General features: G+C 27.2%; 15 protein-coding genes and 1 pseudogene. 3 read left to right on the forward strand and 13 right to left on the reverse strand.

Features of this window, described 5'->3' with window-relative positions:
- Positions 1 to 25 precede the first annotated feature (25 nt).
- The 6 genes from HCG76_RS04115 to HCG76_RS04140 all read right to left on the reverse strand — a co-directional run bounded on the left by HCG76_RS04115 (position 26) and on the right by HCG76_RS04140 (position 7,557).
- Positions 26 to 421 (reverse strand): Cys-Gln thioester bond-forming surface protein, encoded by a 396-nt coding sequence (locus HCG76_RS04115; protein ID WP_221698849.1) that lies wholly within the window; start codon positions 419 to 421, stop codon positions 26 to 28.
- A 9-nt stretch (positions 422 to 430) separates the two neighbouring features.
- Positions 431 to 715 (reverse strand): hypothetical protein, encoded by a 285-nt coding sequence (locus HCG76_RS04120; protein WP_221698848.1) that lies wholly within the window; start codon positions 713 to 715, stop codon positions 431 to 433.
- An 85-nt stretch (positions 716 to 800) separates the two neighbouring features.
- The gene (gene srtB / locus HCG76_RS04125) at positions 801 to 1,595 is read right to left on the reverse strand and encodes a class B sortase (RefSeq protein ID WP_221698847.1); all 795 of its coding nucleotides are present in this window, start codon (positions 1,593 to 1,595) and stop codon (positions 801 to 803) included.
- A 92-nt stretch (positions 1,596 to 1,687) separates the two neighbouring features.
- On the reverse strand, positions 1,688 to 3,631 hold the full coding sequence (locus HCG76_RS04130) for a thioester domain-containing protein (protein WP_221698846.1): 1,944 nt from the start codon (positions 3,629 to 3,631) through the stop codon (positions 1,688 to 1,690).
- 142 nt (positions 3,632 to 3,773) lie between these two features.
- Positions 3,774 to 5,738: a sensor histidine kinase gene (locus HCG76_RS04135; protein ID WP_221718999.1), complete on the reverse strand. Its 1,965-nt coding sequence runs from the start codon at positions 5,736 to 5,738 to the stop codon at positions 3,774 to 3,776.
- A 223-nt stretch (positions 5,739 to 5,961) separates the two neighbouring features.
- Positions 5,962 to 7,557, reverse strand: coding sequence for a peptide chain release factor 3 (locus HCG76_RS04140; protein WP_221698844.1), 1,596 nt, complete (start codon positions 7,555 to 7,557; stop codon positions 5,962 to 5,964).
- A gap of 587 nt (positions 7,558 to 8,144) precedes the next feature.
- Here HCG76_RS04140 and HCG76_RS04145 point away from each other — a divergent pair.
- A complete protein-coding gene (locus tag HCG76_RS04145) occupies positions 8,145 to 8,297 on the forward strand; it encodes a hypothetical protein (protein WP_221698843.1) in 153 nt (50 codons plus the stop codon).
- A gap of 184 nt (positions 8,298 to 8,481) precedes the next feature.
- Here HCG76_RS04145 and HCG76_RS04150 read toward each other — a convergent pair whose 3' ends face one another.
- The 6 genes and pseudogenes from HCG76_RS04150 to tnpA all read right to left on the reverse strand — a co-directional run bounded on the left by HCG76_RS04150 (position 8,482) and on the right by tnpA (position 16,457).
- Positions 8,482 to 9,444 (reverse strand): hypothetical protein, encoded by a 963-nt coding sequence (locus HCG76_RS04150; protein WP_221698842.1) that lies wholly within the window; start codon positions 9,442 to 9,444, stop codon positions 8,482 to 8,484.
- A 188-nt stretch (positions 9,445 to 9,632) separates the two neighbouring features.
- The gene (locus HCG76_RS04155) at positions 9,633 to 10,592 is read right to left on the reverse strand and encodes an IS1/IS1595 family N-terminal zinc-binding domain-containing protein (RefSeq protein WP_221698841.1); all 960 of its coding nucleotides are present in this window, start codon (positions 10,590 to 10,592) and stop codon (positions 9,633 to 9,635) included.
- 754 nt (positions 10,593 to 11,346) lie between these two features.
- Positions 11,347 to 13,365, reverse strand: a complete 2,019-nt coding sequence (locus tag HCG76_RS04160; protein WP_221698889.1) for an ABC transporter ATP-binding protein — start codon at positions 13,363 to 13,365, stop codon at positions 11,347 to 11,349.
- 16 nt (positions 13,366 to 13,381) lie between these two features.
- Positions 13,382 to 15,115, reverse strand: a complete 1,734-nt coding sequence (locus HCG76_RS04165) for an ABC transporter ATP-binding protein (protein WP_221698840.1) — start codon at positions 15,113 to 15,115, stop codon at positions 13,382 to 13,384.
- 304 nt (positions 15,116 to 15,419) lie between these two features.
- Positions 15,420 to 15,863 (reverse strand): MarR family winged helix-turn-helix transcriptional regulator, encoded by a 444-nt coding sequence (locus HCG76_RS04170; RefSeq protein WP_221698839.1) that lies wholly within the window; start codon positions 15,861 to 15,863, stop codon positions 15,420 to 15,422.
- Between the two features lie 138 nt (positions 15,864 to 16,001).
- Positions 16,002 to 16,457 (reverse strand): annotated as a pseudogene (gene tnpA, locus HCG76_RS04175) (IS200/IS605 family transposase).
- Positions 16,458 to 16,880: 423 nt separating this feature from the next.
- On the opposite strand from tnpA, the gene HCG76_RS04180 reads away from it, so the two are divergent.
- Complete coding sequence (locus tag HCG76_RS04180; RefSeq protein WP_221698838.1) at positions 16,881 to 18,557, forward strand: EAL domain-containing protein; 1,677 nt, start codon at positions 16,881 to 16,883, stop codon at positions 18,555 to 18,557.
- 91 nt (positions 18,558 to 18,648) lie between these two features.
- Here the strand turns inward: HCG76_RS04180 and HCG76_RS04185 are convergent, their stop codons facing one another.
- On the reverse strand, positions 18,649 to 19,257 hold the full coding sequence (locus HCG76_RS04185) for an AAA family ATPase (RefSeq protein ID WP_221698837.1): 609 nt from the start codon (positions 19,255 to 19,257) through the stop codon (positions 18,649 to 18,651).
- A 231-nt stretch (positions 19,258 to 19,488) separates the two neighbouring features.
- On the opposite strand from HCG76_RS04185, the gene HCG76_RS04190 reads away from it, so the two are divergent.
- Complete coding sequence (locus HCG76_RS04190; protein WP_221698836.1) at positions 19,489 to 20,409, forward strand: transposase; 921 nt, start codon at positions 19,489 to 19,491, stop codon at positions 20,407 to 20,409.
- Positions 20,410 to 20,507 lie beyond the last annotated feature (98 nt).

Genomic DNA, 20,507 nt, shown 5'->3' on the forward strand with positions numbered 1-20,507 from the left:
TATATTTACAATTAATTATTTGCCATTATCCAAGGCCTGGAACAACTACATTCTCACTACTATCTGGTGTTTCATCATCAGGTACTTCTGGCCATGTTGGAATAGTTTCATCTGGTTTTATATCCACTCCTCCTCCAGTACCTTCATCAGTCTTATTAATATAAACAACTATTCTTTGAATAGAATCACTATAATAATATTCCATAGCAATATGATCTAATTCATTACCTGTGTATTGCATTCCTTCTTCATATATATTCTTAATTGCCTGTAATAACTCTTTATCTCTTGATCTAAATTTATTAGGTGAATATCCTTCTGTAACACACCAAATTGCAATTTGTGTTGCAAAATATGCATTATCATCTGTTGAAACTCCTATTTCAGCTACACTTTTGTTAGGGTAACCTGCTGACATCATTCCAACAACTTATCTTGCTGGTTTACCCACAAACTCAAAGCGTTGTCCTGATGGATAATCTTTCTCTACTTCTAAACAATATCCTGGTCCAACACTTGTTTCTATTCTTTTTGCCTCTAAAATAAAATTTTCATAAGCTATTTCATTGATTATTTCATCACCTACGGTAACAGATACATGATTAGGAATTGATAACTTTTCTGTTGGTAATGCTATTACATTAGCACTTAGATTTGTTATTAATAATAGTACTGTAAATAGTATAATAAATATATTATTTCTATGTTTTTTCATCAGATTCACCTCCAATAATATTTCTAATTTTAGTGTTATCTTTATTTAGAAATATATTCAAGATAAATCCTATAAATATTAATTATTACCTTTCTGTAATATTTTTTAGCTTTGCTACTAATATAGTTCTTGCACCTGTATATTCATAACTACAGGTTACTAATGTTATTATTTTATCTTCATTACTTATCTCAATATCCTTATTAAACATTGATTTTGAACCTTCATTTAATACATAGCTTGCAAAGGCTTCATTATCTATAAATTCTGTTTCTATATTAACTTTACTTTCATCTTCAACATATACTGAAAATACTTCATATTGATATAATATATTATTTCTTACTATATTAATTATGTTGTTATTATTAAAGAAACTCTCTTCTTTAAAATTAGTCAAATTATTAAACATAGTACCATTTCTCATATTATGCCCATATAAAATAAGATTTCTATCTTCATCTATATTATTTCTATAATCCACAAATACTGTTCCTGATATATTGCTTTCCTTTTTAAAGCTATGTTTTAAATAGTATTCATTATCATCAGTTTGAACTACAGGATAATTAATTTCTGTATTTGGAATTTGAATCCACATTTCATAATTATTATTTATAGATTTTAGCTCTTCTTCATTTGCATTTATTACTTTATTTTTATAATTTACTACGTTGTCTAATGCTTCATTAACATTTTTTGAATTAGCATCTACTTCTTCACTATTATCTGATAAATATACTTCACTTATATTAGGTGCAAAACTTTGAATTTCATTATTTAATTTTTTATCAACAAAATAATTATAAAACTTATAACCAATTATAGATAAGCAACATACAATAATAATAAATAACGTTGTATTAGTTACCCTCTTCATTAATTTCCTCCTTTTTTTTATATAAATATATAAAACACAGAACTTGGTTATCTTTACTTAGTTCTGTGTTTTATGCTTTATCTCAAATTATTTTATTTTTTCTTTCTATTATTTATTAGTAATCCACCACTTGCTAATATTAATATTCCAAAAACTCCTGCTAATCCAACTTCACCAGTCTTTGGATTTGATGGCTTCTTATTTGTAGTAGTTGTTGTATTACTTGGTTTTTTATTTGTAGTTGTTGTTTTATTTTCTTCTTTTTTATTTGTATGAGAAACCTTTATTATTTTTCCATCTTCTTTTATCTCAAAGGTATGCTCAGTATTATCTAATACATATCCTGCTGGAGCAGTAATTTCTTGATAAGTATATTTTCCATAAGGAAGCTCTATAAATCTAACTATTCCCTCTTCATCAGTCTTAGCTTTTGAAACTACTTCACCTGCCTCATTTTTTACAACGAACTCTGCATCTTTTAATGGTTTTTCATCTTCATTAACTTTAGTTATTTCTATACTTCCCTTTATTTTTTTATTTTGTGCAATAATTTCTACTACTGCTTGTTGATTTGACTCTATATTAAAATATAATCTATTATAATCTTGAACATATCCTTCTAATGACTTTGTTTCTATAAAGAAATATCTTCCTGGAGCCAAATTGCCTACAGCTATTTTTCCATCTTCTCCTGTTACACAATCAGATATTTTATTTAATGCATCATCATAAAGTTCATACTCAACCCCTGCAAGGACTTTAGTGTTATCCTCTGAATCTACCTTAGTTAAAACTACTGAACCAACATCTTTTTTATTTGTAAATACCAAGTTTAAGCTTTCTGTTTGTCCTGGCTCTATAGTAAATTGTTGTTGTCCATTAACTATTAGATATCCTGCTGGTGCTTTTGTTTCTTCTATTGTATAACTTCCTGTTACTAGTTTTGTACTAGCTACACCATTTTCATTTGTAGTAATAACTTTTATTACATTTCCATTTAAATCTTTTATAGTGAATTCTGCATCCTTAAGTGCAATTTCATTATTAGCTTCATCAACCTTTTTTATATTTACACTTCCAAATTGAACCTTATATTCAAAGGTCTTTGATATATTTGTATTACCTGATTGTATTCCAATTAAGCTTTGAGAATTTTCTCTTCCACCTTCTGGAGAATAGAAGAATATATCTGTTCCAACATCTTGAATTCCTGATACTACAAGTTTTATATTAGTATCTTTTTCTATGTTAGTAATTTTAATATGAGTGTATCCTTCATTATCAATACCTGATTCTATGACTTCTGAATCTGCTGGTTTACCTTCTATATTATATTGTAATTCTATACTACTTCCATCAGCATTTTTACCATCAGCTTTAAAGATATATTCTACATCATACTTTTCATTATTTGCATAAATTATAGGATCTTTAGCTACAATATTTGCTATTGAAGTTTGTCCTTCAACACCATCTAAATTTATTAAATAATTATATAAGGCTTCAACATTTCCAGTTAAATCAGCTGGTATTTGAGCATTGTTAGCATATTTCCAAATTGCTAATTGTGTTGCTGCTATCGCCTCTTCCTTAGTTAGGTTTTCTAAATTCAAAGTACTTGCTATGCTTTCAAGACTTATAAATGGGTAAGCATTTCTTACTATTGCTCTTATATGTTTGGCACTATTACTATCATAGTAACCTGAACTTTCTACATTAACCCTTGAATAATTATGTCCTTCTTTTACTAATGTATCTAAATCCACGCAATATGCATATGATATGCTACCATCTGGATTTTGAACCTTAAATAAGGCTGTTGCTGCTTTTTCTCCATTTACATTTACATTATTTCCTCTTGTATCTATTCCTACATAAGTATAATCATAGCTTTCATTTTCCTCTGCTTTTACTACTGATGTATTTAGCCCTAATATAGTAAATATAGCTGTGAAAATTGATATTAGCTTTTTCATAGTATTTCTTCTAATTGTTTTGCCTAAATTCTTAACTATCTTTTCATTACTTTTCTTCAAAATACCATCTCCTTCATTTAAATTATAATCTTCATAATTTAAATTATTACCATTTATTTGCTATTATATAACTTTATTGTTATTTTTTATTAAACAAATATAAGATGGTGTAATTTTGATTAAAAGTAAGTTTTTTATAATATTAATTATATATATCTGATAACTCTAACTCTGTATTAGCTTTATTAAATTCATAAATTACCATTGGTGAATCTTCTATTAATACATTTGGTAATTTAACTTCAAAAACACTACCTTTATTTAATGAGCTTTCTACAGATATAGTTCCATTGTGAACTTCTATCATAGACTTAACTATACTTAGCCCTATACCACTCCCCTCATTTTCTCGTTTTAAGGAGCTGTCTACCCTTGAAAATCTATCAAATATTTTATCTTTTAACTCATGTGGAATTCCTATTCCTGTATCTTCAAAGAATATTTCTAATATATCCTCTTGTAGTGTTATATCAATTTTAATATAACCTTCATTTTTAGTATATTTAATTGAATTTGATACTAAATTTAATACTATTTTTTCAATCATTGCAGGGTCACATTTTATGAAGTGTTCCTCCACATTTGTGTCAAACTCTATATTTATATTCTTAGATTGAGCAAATGGAACTGTTGAAATTACTATATCTTCAATAATTGAAACTATCTCGTAATTTCCAAATTCAGCTTTAAGTACTCCTGTACCTATTCTTGTTGAATCTACTATATTATTTACAAGTCTTAGCATTCTTTTGCTATTTAATTTTAGTGAACTACTATATTTATCATAGGTTTCCTTAAATTCTTTTATGCCAATGGATTCAGTTTTATCTAACAATTGTATTATTGAATAGAAAATATTTAATGGAGTTTTTAATTCATGGGAAAGTGTTGATATAAACTCTGACTTTTTAATATCATTAATTTTATGAGCTTCTATTTCTGAATGTAATTTAATATTTTCAGACATATCCATATAAGTAACTAATATCTGTTGTTCATCTTTTTCTAAATTTATTAACTGAATAGAGCAATCTACTATTGAATCTTTTTTTAAGTTTCTTACTATACCTCTCCAATTATTTTTATTAGTTAATTCTCTCATAATTTCATCTGCATTTTCTTCAGATGCTATAACCCTTAGTAATTCATTTTTAAATTTATTATTATCTATTTTATAGTTATAATCTTCTTTTATTTTATTATTCATAAAAGAGATATTAAGATCCTTATCACAAATAAACATATAGGTATGATTGTTAAAATTAACTAAATTATAAAACTTCTTCAACTCTCTATTTAAATACTGAGCTTCTTTATATAATAAATATAATTCTACTACAGCCCCAATAATAACTGTAAAGAATGATATATATGTTAATAATGCTGATATTAACTTCATATTAAATGAGTTATAATTAACTGCATATAATATATAAAGGGACTTAATTGCAATTAAAAATAAGCTTACACTAAAAGCTCCAATAACAACTTTATTTTTCTTTATACAAATTAATAATAATTTTATTACTACTAATGAATATGCAATGAAAATAAATATATTAAATATAGAAAGTAAGCTTCTACTACTAAAAATTTCACCTACAAAGAAAATCTTTTCTATCTTCCAAGCAATTAAAGAATACATACTTACAAAGATAAATGATTGTGATTTATATTTACTTATAAATTTATATAGCTTAGAAGTTGGCATAACAGCACTAAAAAGCAAAACTATTCTTAATAATGCTGTTGTCATACTTATATAATTACTAACATTAAATTTATAATTAAAAAATGTATCATAATCCAATTGCCCAGTTAGTATAGCTATAGCTAGTCCAACATATACCAATAACAATATATATAATATTGAATCTTTGGTTTTCTTATATAATATTAAACAACTTACTATGGAGATTATACCCATTAATCCATTTACCGTTCTTGTAAAAAAGGCAACATATGTTATATATCTAACGTTTTTACTACCCCTAAATATTTTAAATATAAAAAGAATTATTAATATAGATCCTATAATATAAATATACTTAATTACTTTTTTTGATTGTTTTTTTACAATATTTTCATCAAAGGCTTTACTCTCCATTATCAATCCTCCATTATATATATGAAATTTATTCACTTATTATAAAATATGTCTTTTGATATTATACCACAATTTACTTATTTTTTCTTTTTATTGGATATTTTGTAGAATAATATTTTTTTATTTAAATATTTGTAATAATATTATTTTAGTTTATTTAAAAAATAGAGTCTATAGATTTATTATCTTATAAATCTATAGACTCTATATATTATATCTTTATTTATTCATCACTCTTACCAACGCCAGAAAGTACTAAGCCTTTATTATGGTCAAGTGCCCAGTTAATACCCCAGTCATTTTGGAATATTATAAGGTCTCTATCTTTAAAGTCCTTAACTCTCTTAGCATCTGAAGTTAAGTTTAATTTATCAATATCTCCATCATAGCTTTCAATCCATCTTACATATCTAAATGCAAGTCTATCCATCTTGATATCAACATTGTATTCATTCTTAAGTCTGTATTCAAGAACTTCAAATTGAAGTACCCCTACAACACCAACTATTATTTCTTCCATACCAACATGGTTTTCTTTAAATACTTGGATTGCCCCTTCTTGAGCTATTTGAGTAACACCTTTAACGAATTGTTTTCTCTTCATAGTGTCAACTGGTCTAACTCTAGCAAAGTGCTCTGGAGCAAATGTTGGAATTCCTTCGAATCTGAACTTTTTGCTTGGTGCACATAAAGTATCTCCAATTGAGAATATACCTGGATCAAATACTCCAATTATATCTCCAGCATATGCTTCTTCAACAATTTCTCTATTTTCTGCCATGAATTGTTGAGGTTGAGCAAGCTTAAGCTTCTTTCCACCTTGCATGTGGAATACTTCTTCACCTTTAGTGAATTTACCAGAACAAATTCTCATGAAAGCAATTCTATCTCTGTGAGCCTTGTTCATATTTGCTTGAATCTTAAATACGAATGCAGAGAATTTATCATCAAATGGATCAATTTCTCCGATATTTGAGTTTCTAGCAAGTGGTGAAGTAGTCATTTCTAAGAAGTGCTCTAGGAATGGCTCAACACCGAAGTTAGTTAAAGCTGATCCGAAGAATACAGGAGTTAATTCTCCAACTCTAACCTTTTCCATATCAAGGTCATCACCAGCAATATCAAGAAGTTCAATATCTTCCATTAATTTATCATGAAGTGCTTCACCTAATATTTCTCTGAACTTTTCATCTTCAACTGAACCTTCAATAGCTTCAACTTCTGTAGAACCGTGGTTACCACCATTGAACGCTATGATTCTTTGGTTTTGTCTATCGTAAACACCTTTAAAGTCTTTACCTGAACCTATTGGCCAATTCATTGGATAAGTTTTAATTCCAAGTTCTGCTTCAATATCTTCTAGCAGTTGGAATGGATCTTGAGCTTCTCTATCCATCTTATTGATGAATGTGAATATTGGCATTTCTCTTAATGAACAAACGTGGAATAGCTTTCTTGTTTGATCTTCCACCCCTTTAGCAGCGTCAACTACCATTACAGCAGAGTCAGCAGCCATAAGTGTTCTATATGTATCTTCTGAGAAGTCTTGGTGTCCAGGAGTATCTAATATGTTTATGCAGTGTCCTGAATAGTTAAATTGCATTACTGAAGATGTAACAGAAATACCTCTTTGCTTTTCTATTTCCATCCAGTCAGAAACAGCATGTGTTGATGCTTTTCTAGCTTTTACTGAACCCGCAAGTCTAATTGCTCCTCCGTATAATAGGAACTTTTCTGTTAATGTTGTTTTACCAGCATCAGGGTGAGAAATGATTGCAAAGGTTCTTCTCTTTTTTATCTCGTTTATGTAATCAGCCAATGTTATGTCCTCCTAAAATTATTTATATATAAATTAAATTTATTTCTTTTATTAATGAAACTCTTATCCAATATTCCTCATAAATCTAGAGCGTAACTTATATTTTATATTGTTACTTATTTCTTGGATTATCACTTATATTTTAGAGCCTCATTTATATTATTGACTAGTTTATGAATTCAATATCTATAGCTTTATAATTAAACTCTATTTTTATTTATTTAAAGAACAAATTTGATTTAACAAATCGAACTTTAGAATATTATTTATTTTAAAGGAAACTCTGCTCCTTTCAATCGCTGAGTACACTAAAGTATAACTTCAACTAACCAAATTGAAATTTGGAGTCTCACTTAACTTAATTATTATATACTTTTTTGCTTGATAATACAAACTAATAACATATTTTTATTATGGTAATTTTAAATATAACTAGAGCCACTATTAGAAATAGATTCATTAAGTTAACTTAAAATAAGGAACTCTACTTCAAATTAATGAAACTATTTTAATATTGGGAAATAATTCAACATTATGTATAATATAATCAAATTTGAACTTTAAATTTCAGTGAAATATTAATTCTTGTGGGAGAAGAAACAACTCCTGATTCAAAAGGTTGGTATGGTGAAAATAGCTTATATGTTGTTGCACCAGCAGATAATAAGGACGATGCCATTAACGTTGCGGAGAAATTAAGTAAAAGAAGTGTTTGGCTTTCAGAGTGTATTTGGAAATAATTTAAATCATTTATTACTTCGTATACCTTCCACTATATACCTTTTACGCATATAGGCACTCTGTTATATCAAAATGTTGTTACCAACATTTTGATATAACAGAGTGCCTATAGTATTAAATATATACTTAAGTACTTACTCCTCTATTTATAAAATTCTGATCAATAAAAAGTCCTATTTATAATTATTGAACTAACCAATCCTCTTGTTTTACTTCACCAGTTCTTTCATTAACAGTATATCCAACTTGTCCTATTATTTCAGTATCACCTATATCTTGAACATTAGGATCCTTAAGCTTTAAAAATATAAATGCCCAACGTGGCTCTCCCTCGGAAACAATTCCTCTTTCCCAATAATGAGGTCCATAACCTGGATGTTCTCTCTTAACTACTTCCAATGCCATTTGCAAAGCATCCATCTGCCAAATTTGTTTATTTACCTCTTCTCCACTTGTACTTGTACTTGTACTCTCATTCTTATTTGAAGATTCTTGTTTATTAGCTTGTTCTTGTTTCTTTCTCTCCTCTTCAGCTTTTTTCTCTTCTGCTAACAGTCTCTCTTCTTCAATTCTTTTTTGCTCTTCCTCATAAGCAAACTTACACTCATTAATATTATTCATTAACTCATTCAACTTATCTAAATATTCCGCATCTAAATCTTCATTTAAATACTTATTAATTAAATCAATTCCCTCTTGATACTTATTTTCATTTATTAATTGATTTATCTTGTCTTCTATATTATTTACTTCATTCATTAAAGCTATCTTCTGTTCTACTTCAGATAAAATCTCACTTAATTTACCTTCAATATATGATGAATATTTATTTTCTTTAAGCTCATAAATCAACTCTGCTGCTGCAGAATAATCTTTATTTTTATATAAATCTTCTAACTCCATGTATTCTTCTGTTAATTCTAATAAATTCTCGGCTTCTTCATGCTCATCATCTATAGCCAATGCCTTTGAAAACTCCGATTTTGCTTTATTATATTCTTCTTCTGTTAAGTATTTAATTCCTAATTCTATTGAGTCATTTATTTTGTTTGCATTAACTACATTAATTCCACCTATAACAAGTATAATAATTACAGTTAATACTATAACCATAGTAAACCCAATAATTGATCTTCTTTTCCTCATAGCATCCCCCATAAAATTGTATTTTTATCATTTATATACTATTATTTTACCATATAAGACCTGATTTTTATATTATAATTTACGATAGATATTCCAATCTCAGATTCTAAAAAATCATATATTATTTAATTATCCAACCTTAAATATATCTAATTATTATTTTAATTTTAAAATTATCCATATAAGCTTTATACTGCAACTATCTTTGACTTTATGTTGTTCCACGATATATAAGTAGTTACTTTTTTTAATGCATTTATTTTCAAACTAGTTATTTCTTCTTTATTTATCATAGAATCATTTTCAATATTACTTCTATATTCATAAGCTCTCCAACTTAAATAATGATCTATATATTTAGTTGCAACTCCTCTAAATTTAACTAACCATCTTTTTAGCTTCAAAGAATACATCTTATCAATTGGAGTAATATCTACTTTTCTAATGGTAATGTTATTTATTCTATTATGCTTATCAGAAAAGGCCTGAAGCCTACCATCTAAAAATGCTACTGCAGCTGCTTTTTTATCAATTCTTGGTGCTATATTATCCCTTAACTCATAAAGTCCTAAATGATTTCTGGCTGCAACTATGGATATAATTTGAACAGATTTATTCATTCCATTTACTATTGAAATTTTATCTTTTTTCTTATTTGTACTATTTCTATCACCCTTAAAATTTTCAATAATTACTATTCTAGTTAACTCAGCATAATTACATAGCTTTTCTACATAATTTACATGCTTTAAATCATATAAAAACCTATGTCTCCAGAAAAATGATGTTACTATTGTTATATTAAGTCTTTCTGCACATTGCCTAATAGTTAAGCCTTTTTCAAATAACCCTTTATATTCTTCGCACTTCTCTCTAAATTTTTTTGAATGTCTAAATGGACTTTCAGACTGTTCAGTAAATGTTCTTTCACATGTGTCGTTTTTGCATTTATATCTTTGTTTTCCATTATAAGATCCATATTTGATTATTTCTTCATTATTACAATGCGGACACTTTATAGTTTTATTCAAACTTTTATTTATTTCTATATTATTTGATTGAGAATTACTTGATACTTTTATTGTTGAATTATATATTTTTTCCCTAAATATCTTTAATCTATATTCTCTATTATTAATATTGCTCATAAATCATCACCAGTTGTGATTCTTAACATACTTTTATAATTTTAATCATTAATTTATATTAATTTTTAACATTCTTCCTTCTTACATATATTCTACGCATATATGCACTCTGTTATATCAAAATGTTGTTACCAACATTTTGATATAACAGAGTGCCTATAGTGTTAAAATACTATATTACACATCTAAGGTTCAAAAAACTACTATATAAAAACTATAAACTAAAATTCTCCCTCTTTTTTCTTAAATAATCAGCTAAAATCACCTTCATTTCTTATTAATTACTTAATGAAACTCAAGTATTTACAACCTATTAAATAATTATATAAAGTATACTCACAAATCTATTGACTAACTTACTACTTTAATCGTATAATGTTATTCCGCGCTAAAAAATCAAAGTACTTAGGGGACTCCCCTAAAAGATAAATTACACTATATAAAACCTTATATAATTGTATAAATAATAATTCACAATAATACAAATCTTAGCGTCTTAATTATACTAATTCTTAACTAAAATAAAAAATTCTAAAAACCACAAATACCACAAGATTCATTTCTAAAAGTTATCCACAAAACGAAATTCTAAATATTATCCACAGATGAATAATATTTATCAACAACCTTTTTTTCAATCACTGTTAATAACTTTATAATTTTGATATATTTGAAAAATAATGGATCACCTCAAAAATCAATACAAATATTATATTGACCTAAGAGGTGACCCCTATTTTATTTACTAATTTATTTATGCTGTTACTTCTTCTTCAGCATCCAATTCAGCTTTACCTGTATATAATTGATAGTATCTTCCCTTTTCTTCTAATAAAGAATCATGGTCTCCTCTTTCAATTATTTCTCCTTGCTCAAGTACCATTATTGCATGAGAATTCTTAATAGTAGAAAGTCTGTGTGCAATTACGAAAACAGTTCTTCCTTCCATAAGCTTATCCATACCTTCTGCAATAAGTTTTTCAGTTCTTGTATCTATTGAGCTTGTTGCTTCATCCATGATTAAAACAGGTGGATTTGCAATTGCAGCTCTTGCTATAGCAAGTAATTGTCTTTGCCCTTGTGATAATCCTTCACCATCACCAGTAATAACTGTGTCATATCCATGAGGTAAATGCTTGATGAAAGTATGAGCATTAGCTAACTTAGCTGCAGCTTTAACTTCTTCATCTGTTGCATGTAAGTTACCATATCTGATATTATCAGCAATTGTACCAGTAAATAAGTGAGTATCTTGAAGAACTATTCCAAGTGATCTTCTTAAATCATCCTTCTTAATATCCTTAATATCAATTCCATCATAAGTGATTGTTCCTGAATTTATTTCATAGAACCTATTAATTAAGTTAGTAATTGTAGTTTTTCCTGCTCCTGTTGAACCTACGAAAGCAATCTTTTGTCCTGGCTTAGCAAATAAACTAATATCTTTTAATACTGTCTTTTCTTCATTGTATCCAAAGACAACATTCTTAAATCTAACATCACCAGTAAGCTCTTTTAACATTGGCTCGTCAGTTAATGAAGCTGCTGATTCTAAATGAGAATCTCCTAAGTTTGCAGTAGTTGCTGCCATTTCTAAAATTGATGAGTTATCCATATCTTTTCTCATTTTAGCTACTACTGATGCAGGTACTTTCCAAGCCCAGTGTCCTGTATACTTTTCAGTTTCTACAAGCTTGCCATCTTCTTTAATTTCAACTCTTGTTAATGTTACCTTACCATCATCAACTTCAACTTCCTCATCTAAAGCTGTGAATATTCTTTCAGCACCAGCAAGGGCTGCTAAAATCATATTTACTTGTTGAGAAACTTGAGCAATTGGGTTAGATACTTGTTTAGTGTATTGTAAATATGAAACTAATGAACCAAGGTCAAATGCACCTACAATTGTCATTAATCCACCAACACAACATGTTACTGCATAATTCATGTGAGAAAGGTTACCAAGCATTGGCATCATGTATCCACCAAATGTTTGAGCTCCTGTTGAAGCCTTTCTTAACTCTTCATTATGCTTTCTAAAGTCTTCAATTGCTTCTTCTTCATGACAGAATACTTTAATAACCTTTTGTCCTTCTATCATTTCTTCAACATAACCATTTAATTTACCAATATTCTTTTGTTGCATTCCAAAGTAATATTTACTCTTAGCACCAACCTTACTTATAACAAATATCATTATTGCTAAAAATGATATTGTTATAACACTTAAAACTGGACTTAAAACAAACATCATTACTATTGTTCCTATGAATGTTAATCCTGAAGCTAAGATATTTGTAAAACTGTTGTTTAATGCTTCACCAATGTTATCTATATCATTAGTATATAAACTCATTAAATCACCATGAGTATTTCTATCAAAGTACTTAATAGGAAGCTCTTGCATCTTATTAAATAAATCAGTTCTTATATTACTAATAGTGTGTTGTGATATATGAACCATAGTTCTTGCATATCCATAAGCTGCAATTGCACCTAATCCAAAGATTGTTCCTAATAATACTAACATCTTAGCAAGTCCACCAAAGCCACCTGGTAAGATATAATTATTTACTAATGGCTTTAAAAAATATGAACCAGCTACCATTGCAAATGAATTTACAACTATTAGAACCATTACTAATACTAATAATAACTTGTATCTACCTACATATTGCATTAAAGTCTTTAATGTTTTTTTCATATTCTTAGGCTTTGGAGGTCCCGGTTTTTTCTTACCTTGTTGATCCTGTGTATTTTTCCCCTGAGGCATTTTTCTATTATCATTCTTATTCACGTAAACCCACCCCTTCCTGTTGAGATTTGTATACATCTTTATAGATTTCACTACTTTCCATTAACTCATCATGAGTTCCAATTGCACTAATTTTACCATCATCCATAACGATAATCTTATCTGCAGTAGCTACAGAATTTACTCTTTGTGCAATTATTATCTTAGTAGTATCTTTTAAATCTTCTACAAATGCCTTTCTAATCTTAGCATCAGTTGCTGTATCAACTGCACTTGTACTATCATCTAAGATTAAAACTTTAGGTTGTTTTAATATAGCTCTTGCTATACAAAGTCTTTGCTTTTGTCCTCCAGATACGTTAACTCCACCTTGTTCAATATGCATATCGTATCTTCCTGGAAGTCTATCAATAAATTCATCAACACATGCTGATGTTGCTGCTGCTTCAATTTCTGCATCAGTAGCATTTTCATTACCCCACATAAGGTTTTCCTTAATAGTTCCTGAGAATAATGTATTCTTTTGAAGTACCATAGCAACTTCATTTCTTAATGTTTCAATATGGTAGTCCTTAACATTAACTCCACCAACATAAACCTCACCTTCAGTTGCATCATAAAGTCTTGGTATAAGTTGAACTAAGCTTGACTTACCTGAACCTGTGCTACCAATAATACCAACAGTTTCACCAGCTTTTATTTTGATATTGATTGCTTCTAAGTTATTTTCATCACTATCATCTTCGTATCTGAAATTAACATTTCTAAACTCAATTTCTCCATCCTTAACTTCTGTTATTGGATTAACTGGATCCTTAATATCTGGCTTTTCTTCTAAAACCTCAATTATACGTTGTGCTGATGCAACTGCTCTTGACATCATCATAAGAACCATTGAAAGCATCATAAGAGACATTAGTATTTGGAATGAGTAAGTCATGAAGCTTGTAAGCTTACCAACTGTTAATGTGCCTGCATAAACCATATTTCCACCAAACCAAAGAATACCTATAACACTAGCAAAAACAACAACTTGCATAATTGGCATATTTAAAACAACTATGCTAAATGCACCTTCTGAAGCTTGTAATAAATTATCATTACTAGCTTTGAATTTTTCCTTTTCCTTATTACATCTTACAAAAGATTTAACAACTCTAATACCAATTAAGTTTTCTTGAACTGTAGTATTTAAGTTATCTATCTTTCCTTGCATTACCTCAAATCTTGGCTTAACATTTTTAATTATAAGGCCAATTGAAATAATAAGAACTGGCATTGATACTAAGAATATCATTGCTAACTTAGGACTAATTGTAACTGAAAGAATACAAGCAACTATAAGCATCATAGGTGCTCTTACTAAAAGCTTGATTCCCATTGTTAATGAGTTTTGTATCATTGTAATATCTGTAGTTAATCTTGTTATTAATGATGCAGTACTGAACTTTTCAATATTCTTAAATGAATAACTTTGAATTTTTTCATATTCAGCTTGTCTAAGTTCTGCACCAAACCCTTGACCTGCTATTGCTGAAAACTTTGATAATCCTAAACCAAAGCTTAATGATATAGCTGCCATGACAACCATTAATAATCCCATTTTAATTGTGTAACCTGTATCTCCTGTAGAAATACCAACGTCAACTATCTGTGCCATTACTAATGGTATTAATAATTCAAAAGTAGCTTCTAATGCTGCACATAATACTCCTAAAATAAGTGGAGTTTTATATTTTTTCATATATGGAGCTAATTTTTTTATCATAATTTCACCTCTCCTTTACATCTAATGTACTTGCTTATACATATCCATGATTTTAATACAAATAAATTCATAAAAACCTATTATTTTCTGATTTTATTTACCTTAAATATCATTTCCCATATAAATTACTAGTACATTGATTTTCTAATTTTTATTTTTATATAAACACTATTGATAATGTAAATACTATGTTTTTACTACATCATCCTTTATGCCTTTTACAATTTATTTATTTCAAAACAATACATAGGTGGCTATGTATTTAAACATAGGTAGCTATGTATTTAAATTAAAAATAAGAGGATTACTCCTCCATATTCTTTAGTGATCTATATAATAAATCTTTTAACATTTTTACTTCATCATCAGTCATGCCCTTAACTAATTGCTTTTCTATATGATTTGCGCCAAACTGAAAACTCTTGCATATAACTTCTCTTCCCTTTTCAGTTAAATGAAGACACTTATATCTAGCATCATTACTACTTGGACATCTAGCAATCAACTCTTTTTCTTCTAATCTTTTTACTATGCCTGTTACAGTAGGATTAGTTAACTTTAAACACTTCTCTATGTCCTTTTGAAATACATCTCTCTCATGTTCATTTCTGTCTATAAAACACATAATTTCATGTTGCACACCTGTTAAATTAAATTCTGCAAGGTTTTTATTAACTCTAGTATTAATTTTTCCATTAACAAATTTAATCAGTAAGCCTACATGTTCTTTTGGATCAAAGTTACGCATTTTTTATCCTCCTTAATACATAGCACGCTATCTATTTTAACATTGAATTTTTTGTAAGTCAATTTTTATATTATTCATTATTATTTCATCTTAAATCATTTTATATTAAATAAATTGCTTCGGCAGCCGCAAATTATTTTACTTGCTACCCTTAAAATGGCCGTTATATTCTTTAAAACTAATTTGATCAGCTATAATATCTTCATGTTCCTGATTTCTGATATACTCTTCGATTACCTTTTGATTTCTTCCTACAGTATCAACATAAAATTCCCTACACCAGAAATGCCTATTTCTATATTTATATTTCAAATGTGAAAATCTTTCAAATATCATAAGACTACTCTTTCCTTTTAAATATCCAACGAAACTTGAAACACTCATCTTAGGTGGTATTTCTACAAATAGATATATATGATCTACGTAGGCATATGCTTCAATAAGCGTAAAAACTTTTCATTCACAAAGTTGCTTTAATATCTTTCCTATCTCCTTTTTTAATTCTCCATATATCTCTTTTCGCCTAAACTTAGGTGCAAACACTATATGGTATCTACAGTTATATTTAGTATCTGATAAACTATTATTATCCATTATATGGATTATCCTTTTGTTTATTTAATTTGGCTGTGAACCTTTTTAAATTATTGACAAAAGGAATTTTTTTATATGCTCATCGCTTAAGCTAATCTGAACATACCTGCATAGCAGGTAGTATTCTTTTATACAAAAATAATTAAGATATCTCAATTTTGTAATTATATTTTTTAATGTCATATTTTAACCTCTAATTAATTAAAATTTTATCATATACTTTTTTTATTTTTAGAGCTAATATTAATTTTTTTCGATTAAAAATGACAATATTGTCTATATTACAGAACATTTTTTGTTTTTTTTACAATACAGTTGAAAATTATACATATATAGGATATAATTTACTCTTAAAGTTAATTAAAATTTTATATAATTAAATAAATTGAGAGGTGATTTTTTATAAAATTAAAAAATAATTTATTGATTATACTTCTTTTAAATATTTTTTTTATAAATACCTTTTCATATAAAATAAATGCTTCAACTGAAGCTAAGGAAATAATAAAAATAGGAGTTTATGAAGATGAACCTTATATTTCTATAGATGACAAGGGAAATATTTCTGGATACTATTACGATCTTATAAATTTACTTAAGAAAGAATATGATTTTCAACCAGAATATGTAATTTGCAACCTTTCTGATGCTTTAAAGATGTTAGAAGATGGTGATATAGATGTTATATTCGGTTTAGCTATGACAGATGATAGAAAAGAAAAATTTATCTTTAATAAATATAGAATTTGTGTAGAAAATAATGCTCTTATTACAAAACTTGATATTGAATTTAAAGATTTGAAAAAGCATGATAATATTAGACTAGGATTATTAGAACATAATTCGAATTCAGAATTCCTTTTAGATTTTTTCGAATCTAATGAAATTAATTTAATTCCTGTATATGCTACTAATTTTGATGAATTAAAAAAACTTTTAGATAATGATGATATTGATATAATTCTGAGTTCTGATTTTAATAATAAATATTATAATATAATTTATAGATTTACTGCTCATCAAGTCTATATAGCAGGAAATAAAAACTCAAAACATATTTTAGATAAGTTTGATAATGCAATTGAACTCTTAGAAAATAAAAAAAATGGTAAAATTTATAGATTATATAAAAAATATTTTTTTACTTTTAATAATACTAATTTAGAAGATATTATTTTAATTTCTTCTAATGTTTGTCTATTATTACTAACTTTATTATTAGTTATTCCTAAATTAAAATTAAGATCAATTAGAAATAAAGTTAAATTAAACTTAAATAATAATTCTTATTTTTTATATTATCAACCAATTTATAACCCTAGAAATAATAGTGTTGTAGCTTTTGAAGGTCTATTAAGATTAAGGGATAGAGATAATAATATTATCCCACCGTCAAAATTTATTTCTGAAATAGAAAATAGTGACATGTTATTTCAAGTATCATTATGGATACTTCAACAGTCTATCAAGGATTATAAAATATTAAAAAGATCTACCTATTTTTCTAATAAAGATTTTTATATTTCTATTAATGTTTCTTTATCTGAAATTGAAAGTAAGGAATTTGTATATAAAGCTATTAAAATACTTGCTAACTCTAATATAGGTAATAATAAGATTTGCTTAGAAATAATCGAAAAAGTTAAAATTAATGATTTATCTAAAATTACAAAATATATAAAAATACTTAAAAATGCTGGATTTAAAATAGCTATTGATGATTTTGGTGTTGAATATTCTAATTTAGATATTATTAGAAAGCTTGATTTTGACATTATAAAAATCGATAAATATTTTATTGATACTATTTGTAAGGATATACTTCATAAAAATATTATATTATTTATTAATACTCTAGCAAGCTCCATTGGTAAATCAGTTGTTCTTGAAGGAATTGAAGAAGCTGAACAACATAATCTTATTAAAAGCATAAATAATGAAAATTTATATGTACAAGGATATTTTTATAGTAAACCTAGGACTCTTGCTGATATTTTTTATTTGCATAATAGTATAAACGATAATATAAGTAATTCTTTAAATAGTAATTTAGAAAATTCTTTAAACCATAATTCACTTGACTCTGAAACTTCTAATTAAAATAGTAATTAAAAAAACATATAATACTGCTTTAAGGTAAAAGATTATGAATATATACTTCCTAATCTTTTACCTATTTATCAACTTATAATTACTTTCCTGTAACAACCTTATCTTCTTTAACTTTAACAGGTTGTACAACCGCTTTATTTATTCCAACTAATTTCATTATTTGCTCAGATCTTTCTTTAGTTGATCCTGTAATTACTGAATATTTAACATTTTCAGCATCTAAGAATCCTAAGATAGCCTTGTCCACCATTTGAGCAACTTCTTCGTCTTGCCATCTAACTCCATCTTTCTTGTAACCAAATTCTCTTGGTACGAAGAAAATATGATCATATTGTGGTAGATCTCTTATTGCTAAGCTGTATAAATCATTTAATATTTCGATTTCTTTCTTAGTTCTCTTCTTGTCTCCAAGCATTAATCTTCCATATATGTAAGGTACAAAAGTAGCATAATCAGTTATAGCATAATCATGAGCATCTAAGCTTTTTTCTAAATGTAATTGACCTAAGTATATTCCATACTGTTCTGAAATGGATTCGATCATACCTTTATCTCTTAAATAATCAGTACTATATTCTGTAGCAACTCCTACATTTATATCTCTAATTTTTAAATCTACGTATAATTGTTGAATTAATGTTGTTTTACCACATCTTGGTCCACCTAGTATAGCAATTCTTACTGGCATTGGCAACTCCTCCAAATATTTATATAAAATTTCATTTTTTTATTCGTACTAATGAGGAATATATTATAACAGTAATTATATTATTTTTCAACGACAATTTTTGCTATTTTGTAAACTACCTCCAAACTGCCTCAGGGGAAAAATACACATATTTTTCCCCTGAGGTGTTTTAATCTTGCAATTTATGTAAATAATATATATATACCAATATGAAAGGAAGTGTATTTATCATTGGCAACTCCAACAAGACCTTGGTTTCCAGGTGCAAGTTACCATATTACAAACAGAGGAAATCGTAAAGAAATTATATTTCTAGATGATGAAGACTATAACATTTATCTATCATTTGTAAGAAACACTTTAGAATTCTATAAGAACTTTAATTATAAACTTCTATGTTATTGCCTCATGAGTAATCATGTCCATTTATTATTAAAAACTGATTCTAAAAATCCAAGTTTTTTTATGAGAAGATTAAATAGCCTATATGTTAAATATTTTAATAGTAAATATAATTATGTAGGACATCTTTTTCAAGAACGTTATTTTAGTAATATTATAACTTCAGAATTTGAATTAATTGAAGTAAGCAGATATATACATTTAAATCCTGTAAAAGCTAATATAGTTAAAAACGCTACTGATTATAAGTGGTCTAGCTATAATCATATTATTTACAATAAACCAATCCCAACTAATCACCCCTATTTACACTATAATGAAATACTAGAGATTATAAATGTTTATATGACTATTGAAAAAAATACCCCTGATGAAATTATTCTTAAGGATACAACCTCTAAAACATCAAGTAATACTATGAATTTTTTTAGCATAAGAGCTAAATACAAAAAATTTGTGGATAGTGTAAATCCTTTAAATCATATAGATATAGCTAAGCATAATATTCATAACAAACTCCCTTTTCATCATAGAGTTAACTTAAGCCTTCTTAAATTAACTAATACTGATCATAAAATTATTGAATATATAAAGTTAAATGTTGAAAAAATAATTAATCAATCTATCCAAAAAACTTCTGAAGAATTACTTCTAGCTCCTAACAGTATAGTAAGACTTTCAAAAAAACTTGGCTATAATAACTTTTCAGATATGAAACTTTCACTAAAAAAGGAATTCAAACAACAATAAAATACGCTATATTTTTTTGTGTATTTTTCCCCTGAGGCAAATTAAATACCCTCGTGATTTCACGAGGGCTGATAAATAAGAACTGATAAATAGATTAC

Origin of the sequence: Clostridium sp. K13 (genome assembly GCF_019734195.1) — a bacterium.
Lineage (GTDB): Bacteria > Bacillota > Clostridia > Clostridiales > Clostridiaceae > Clostridium.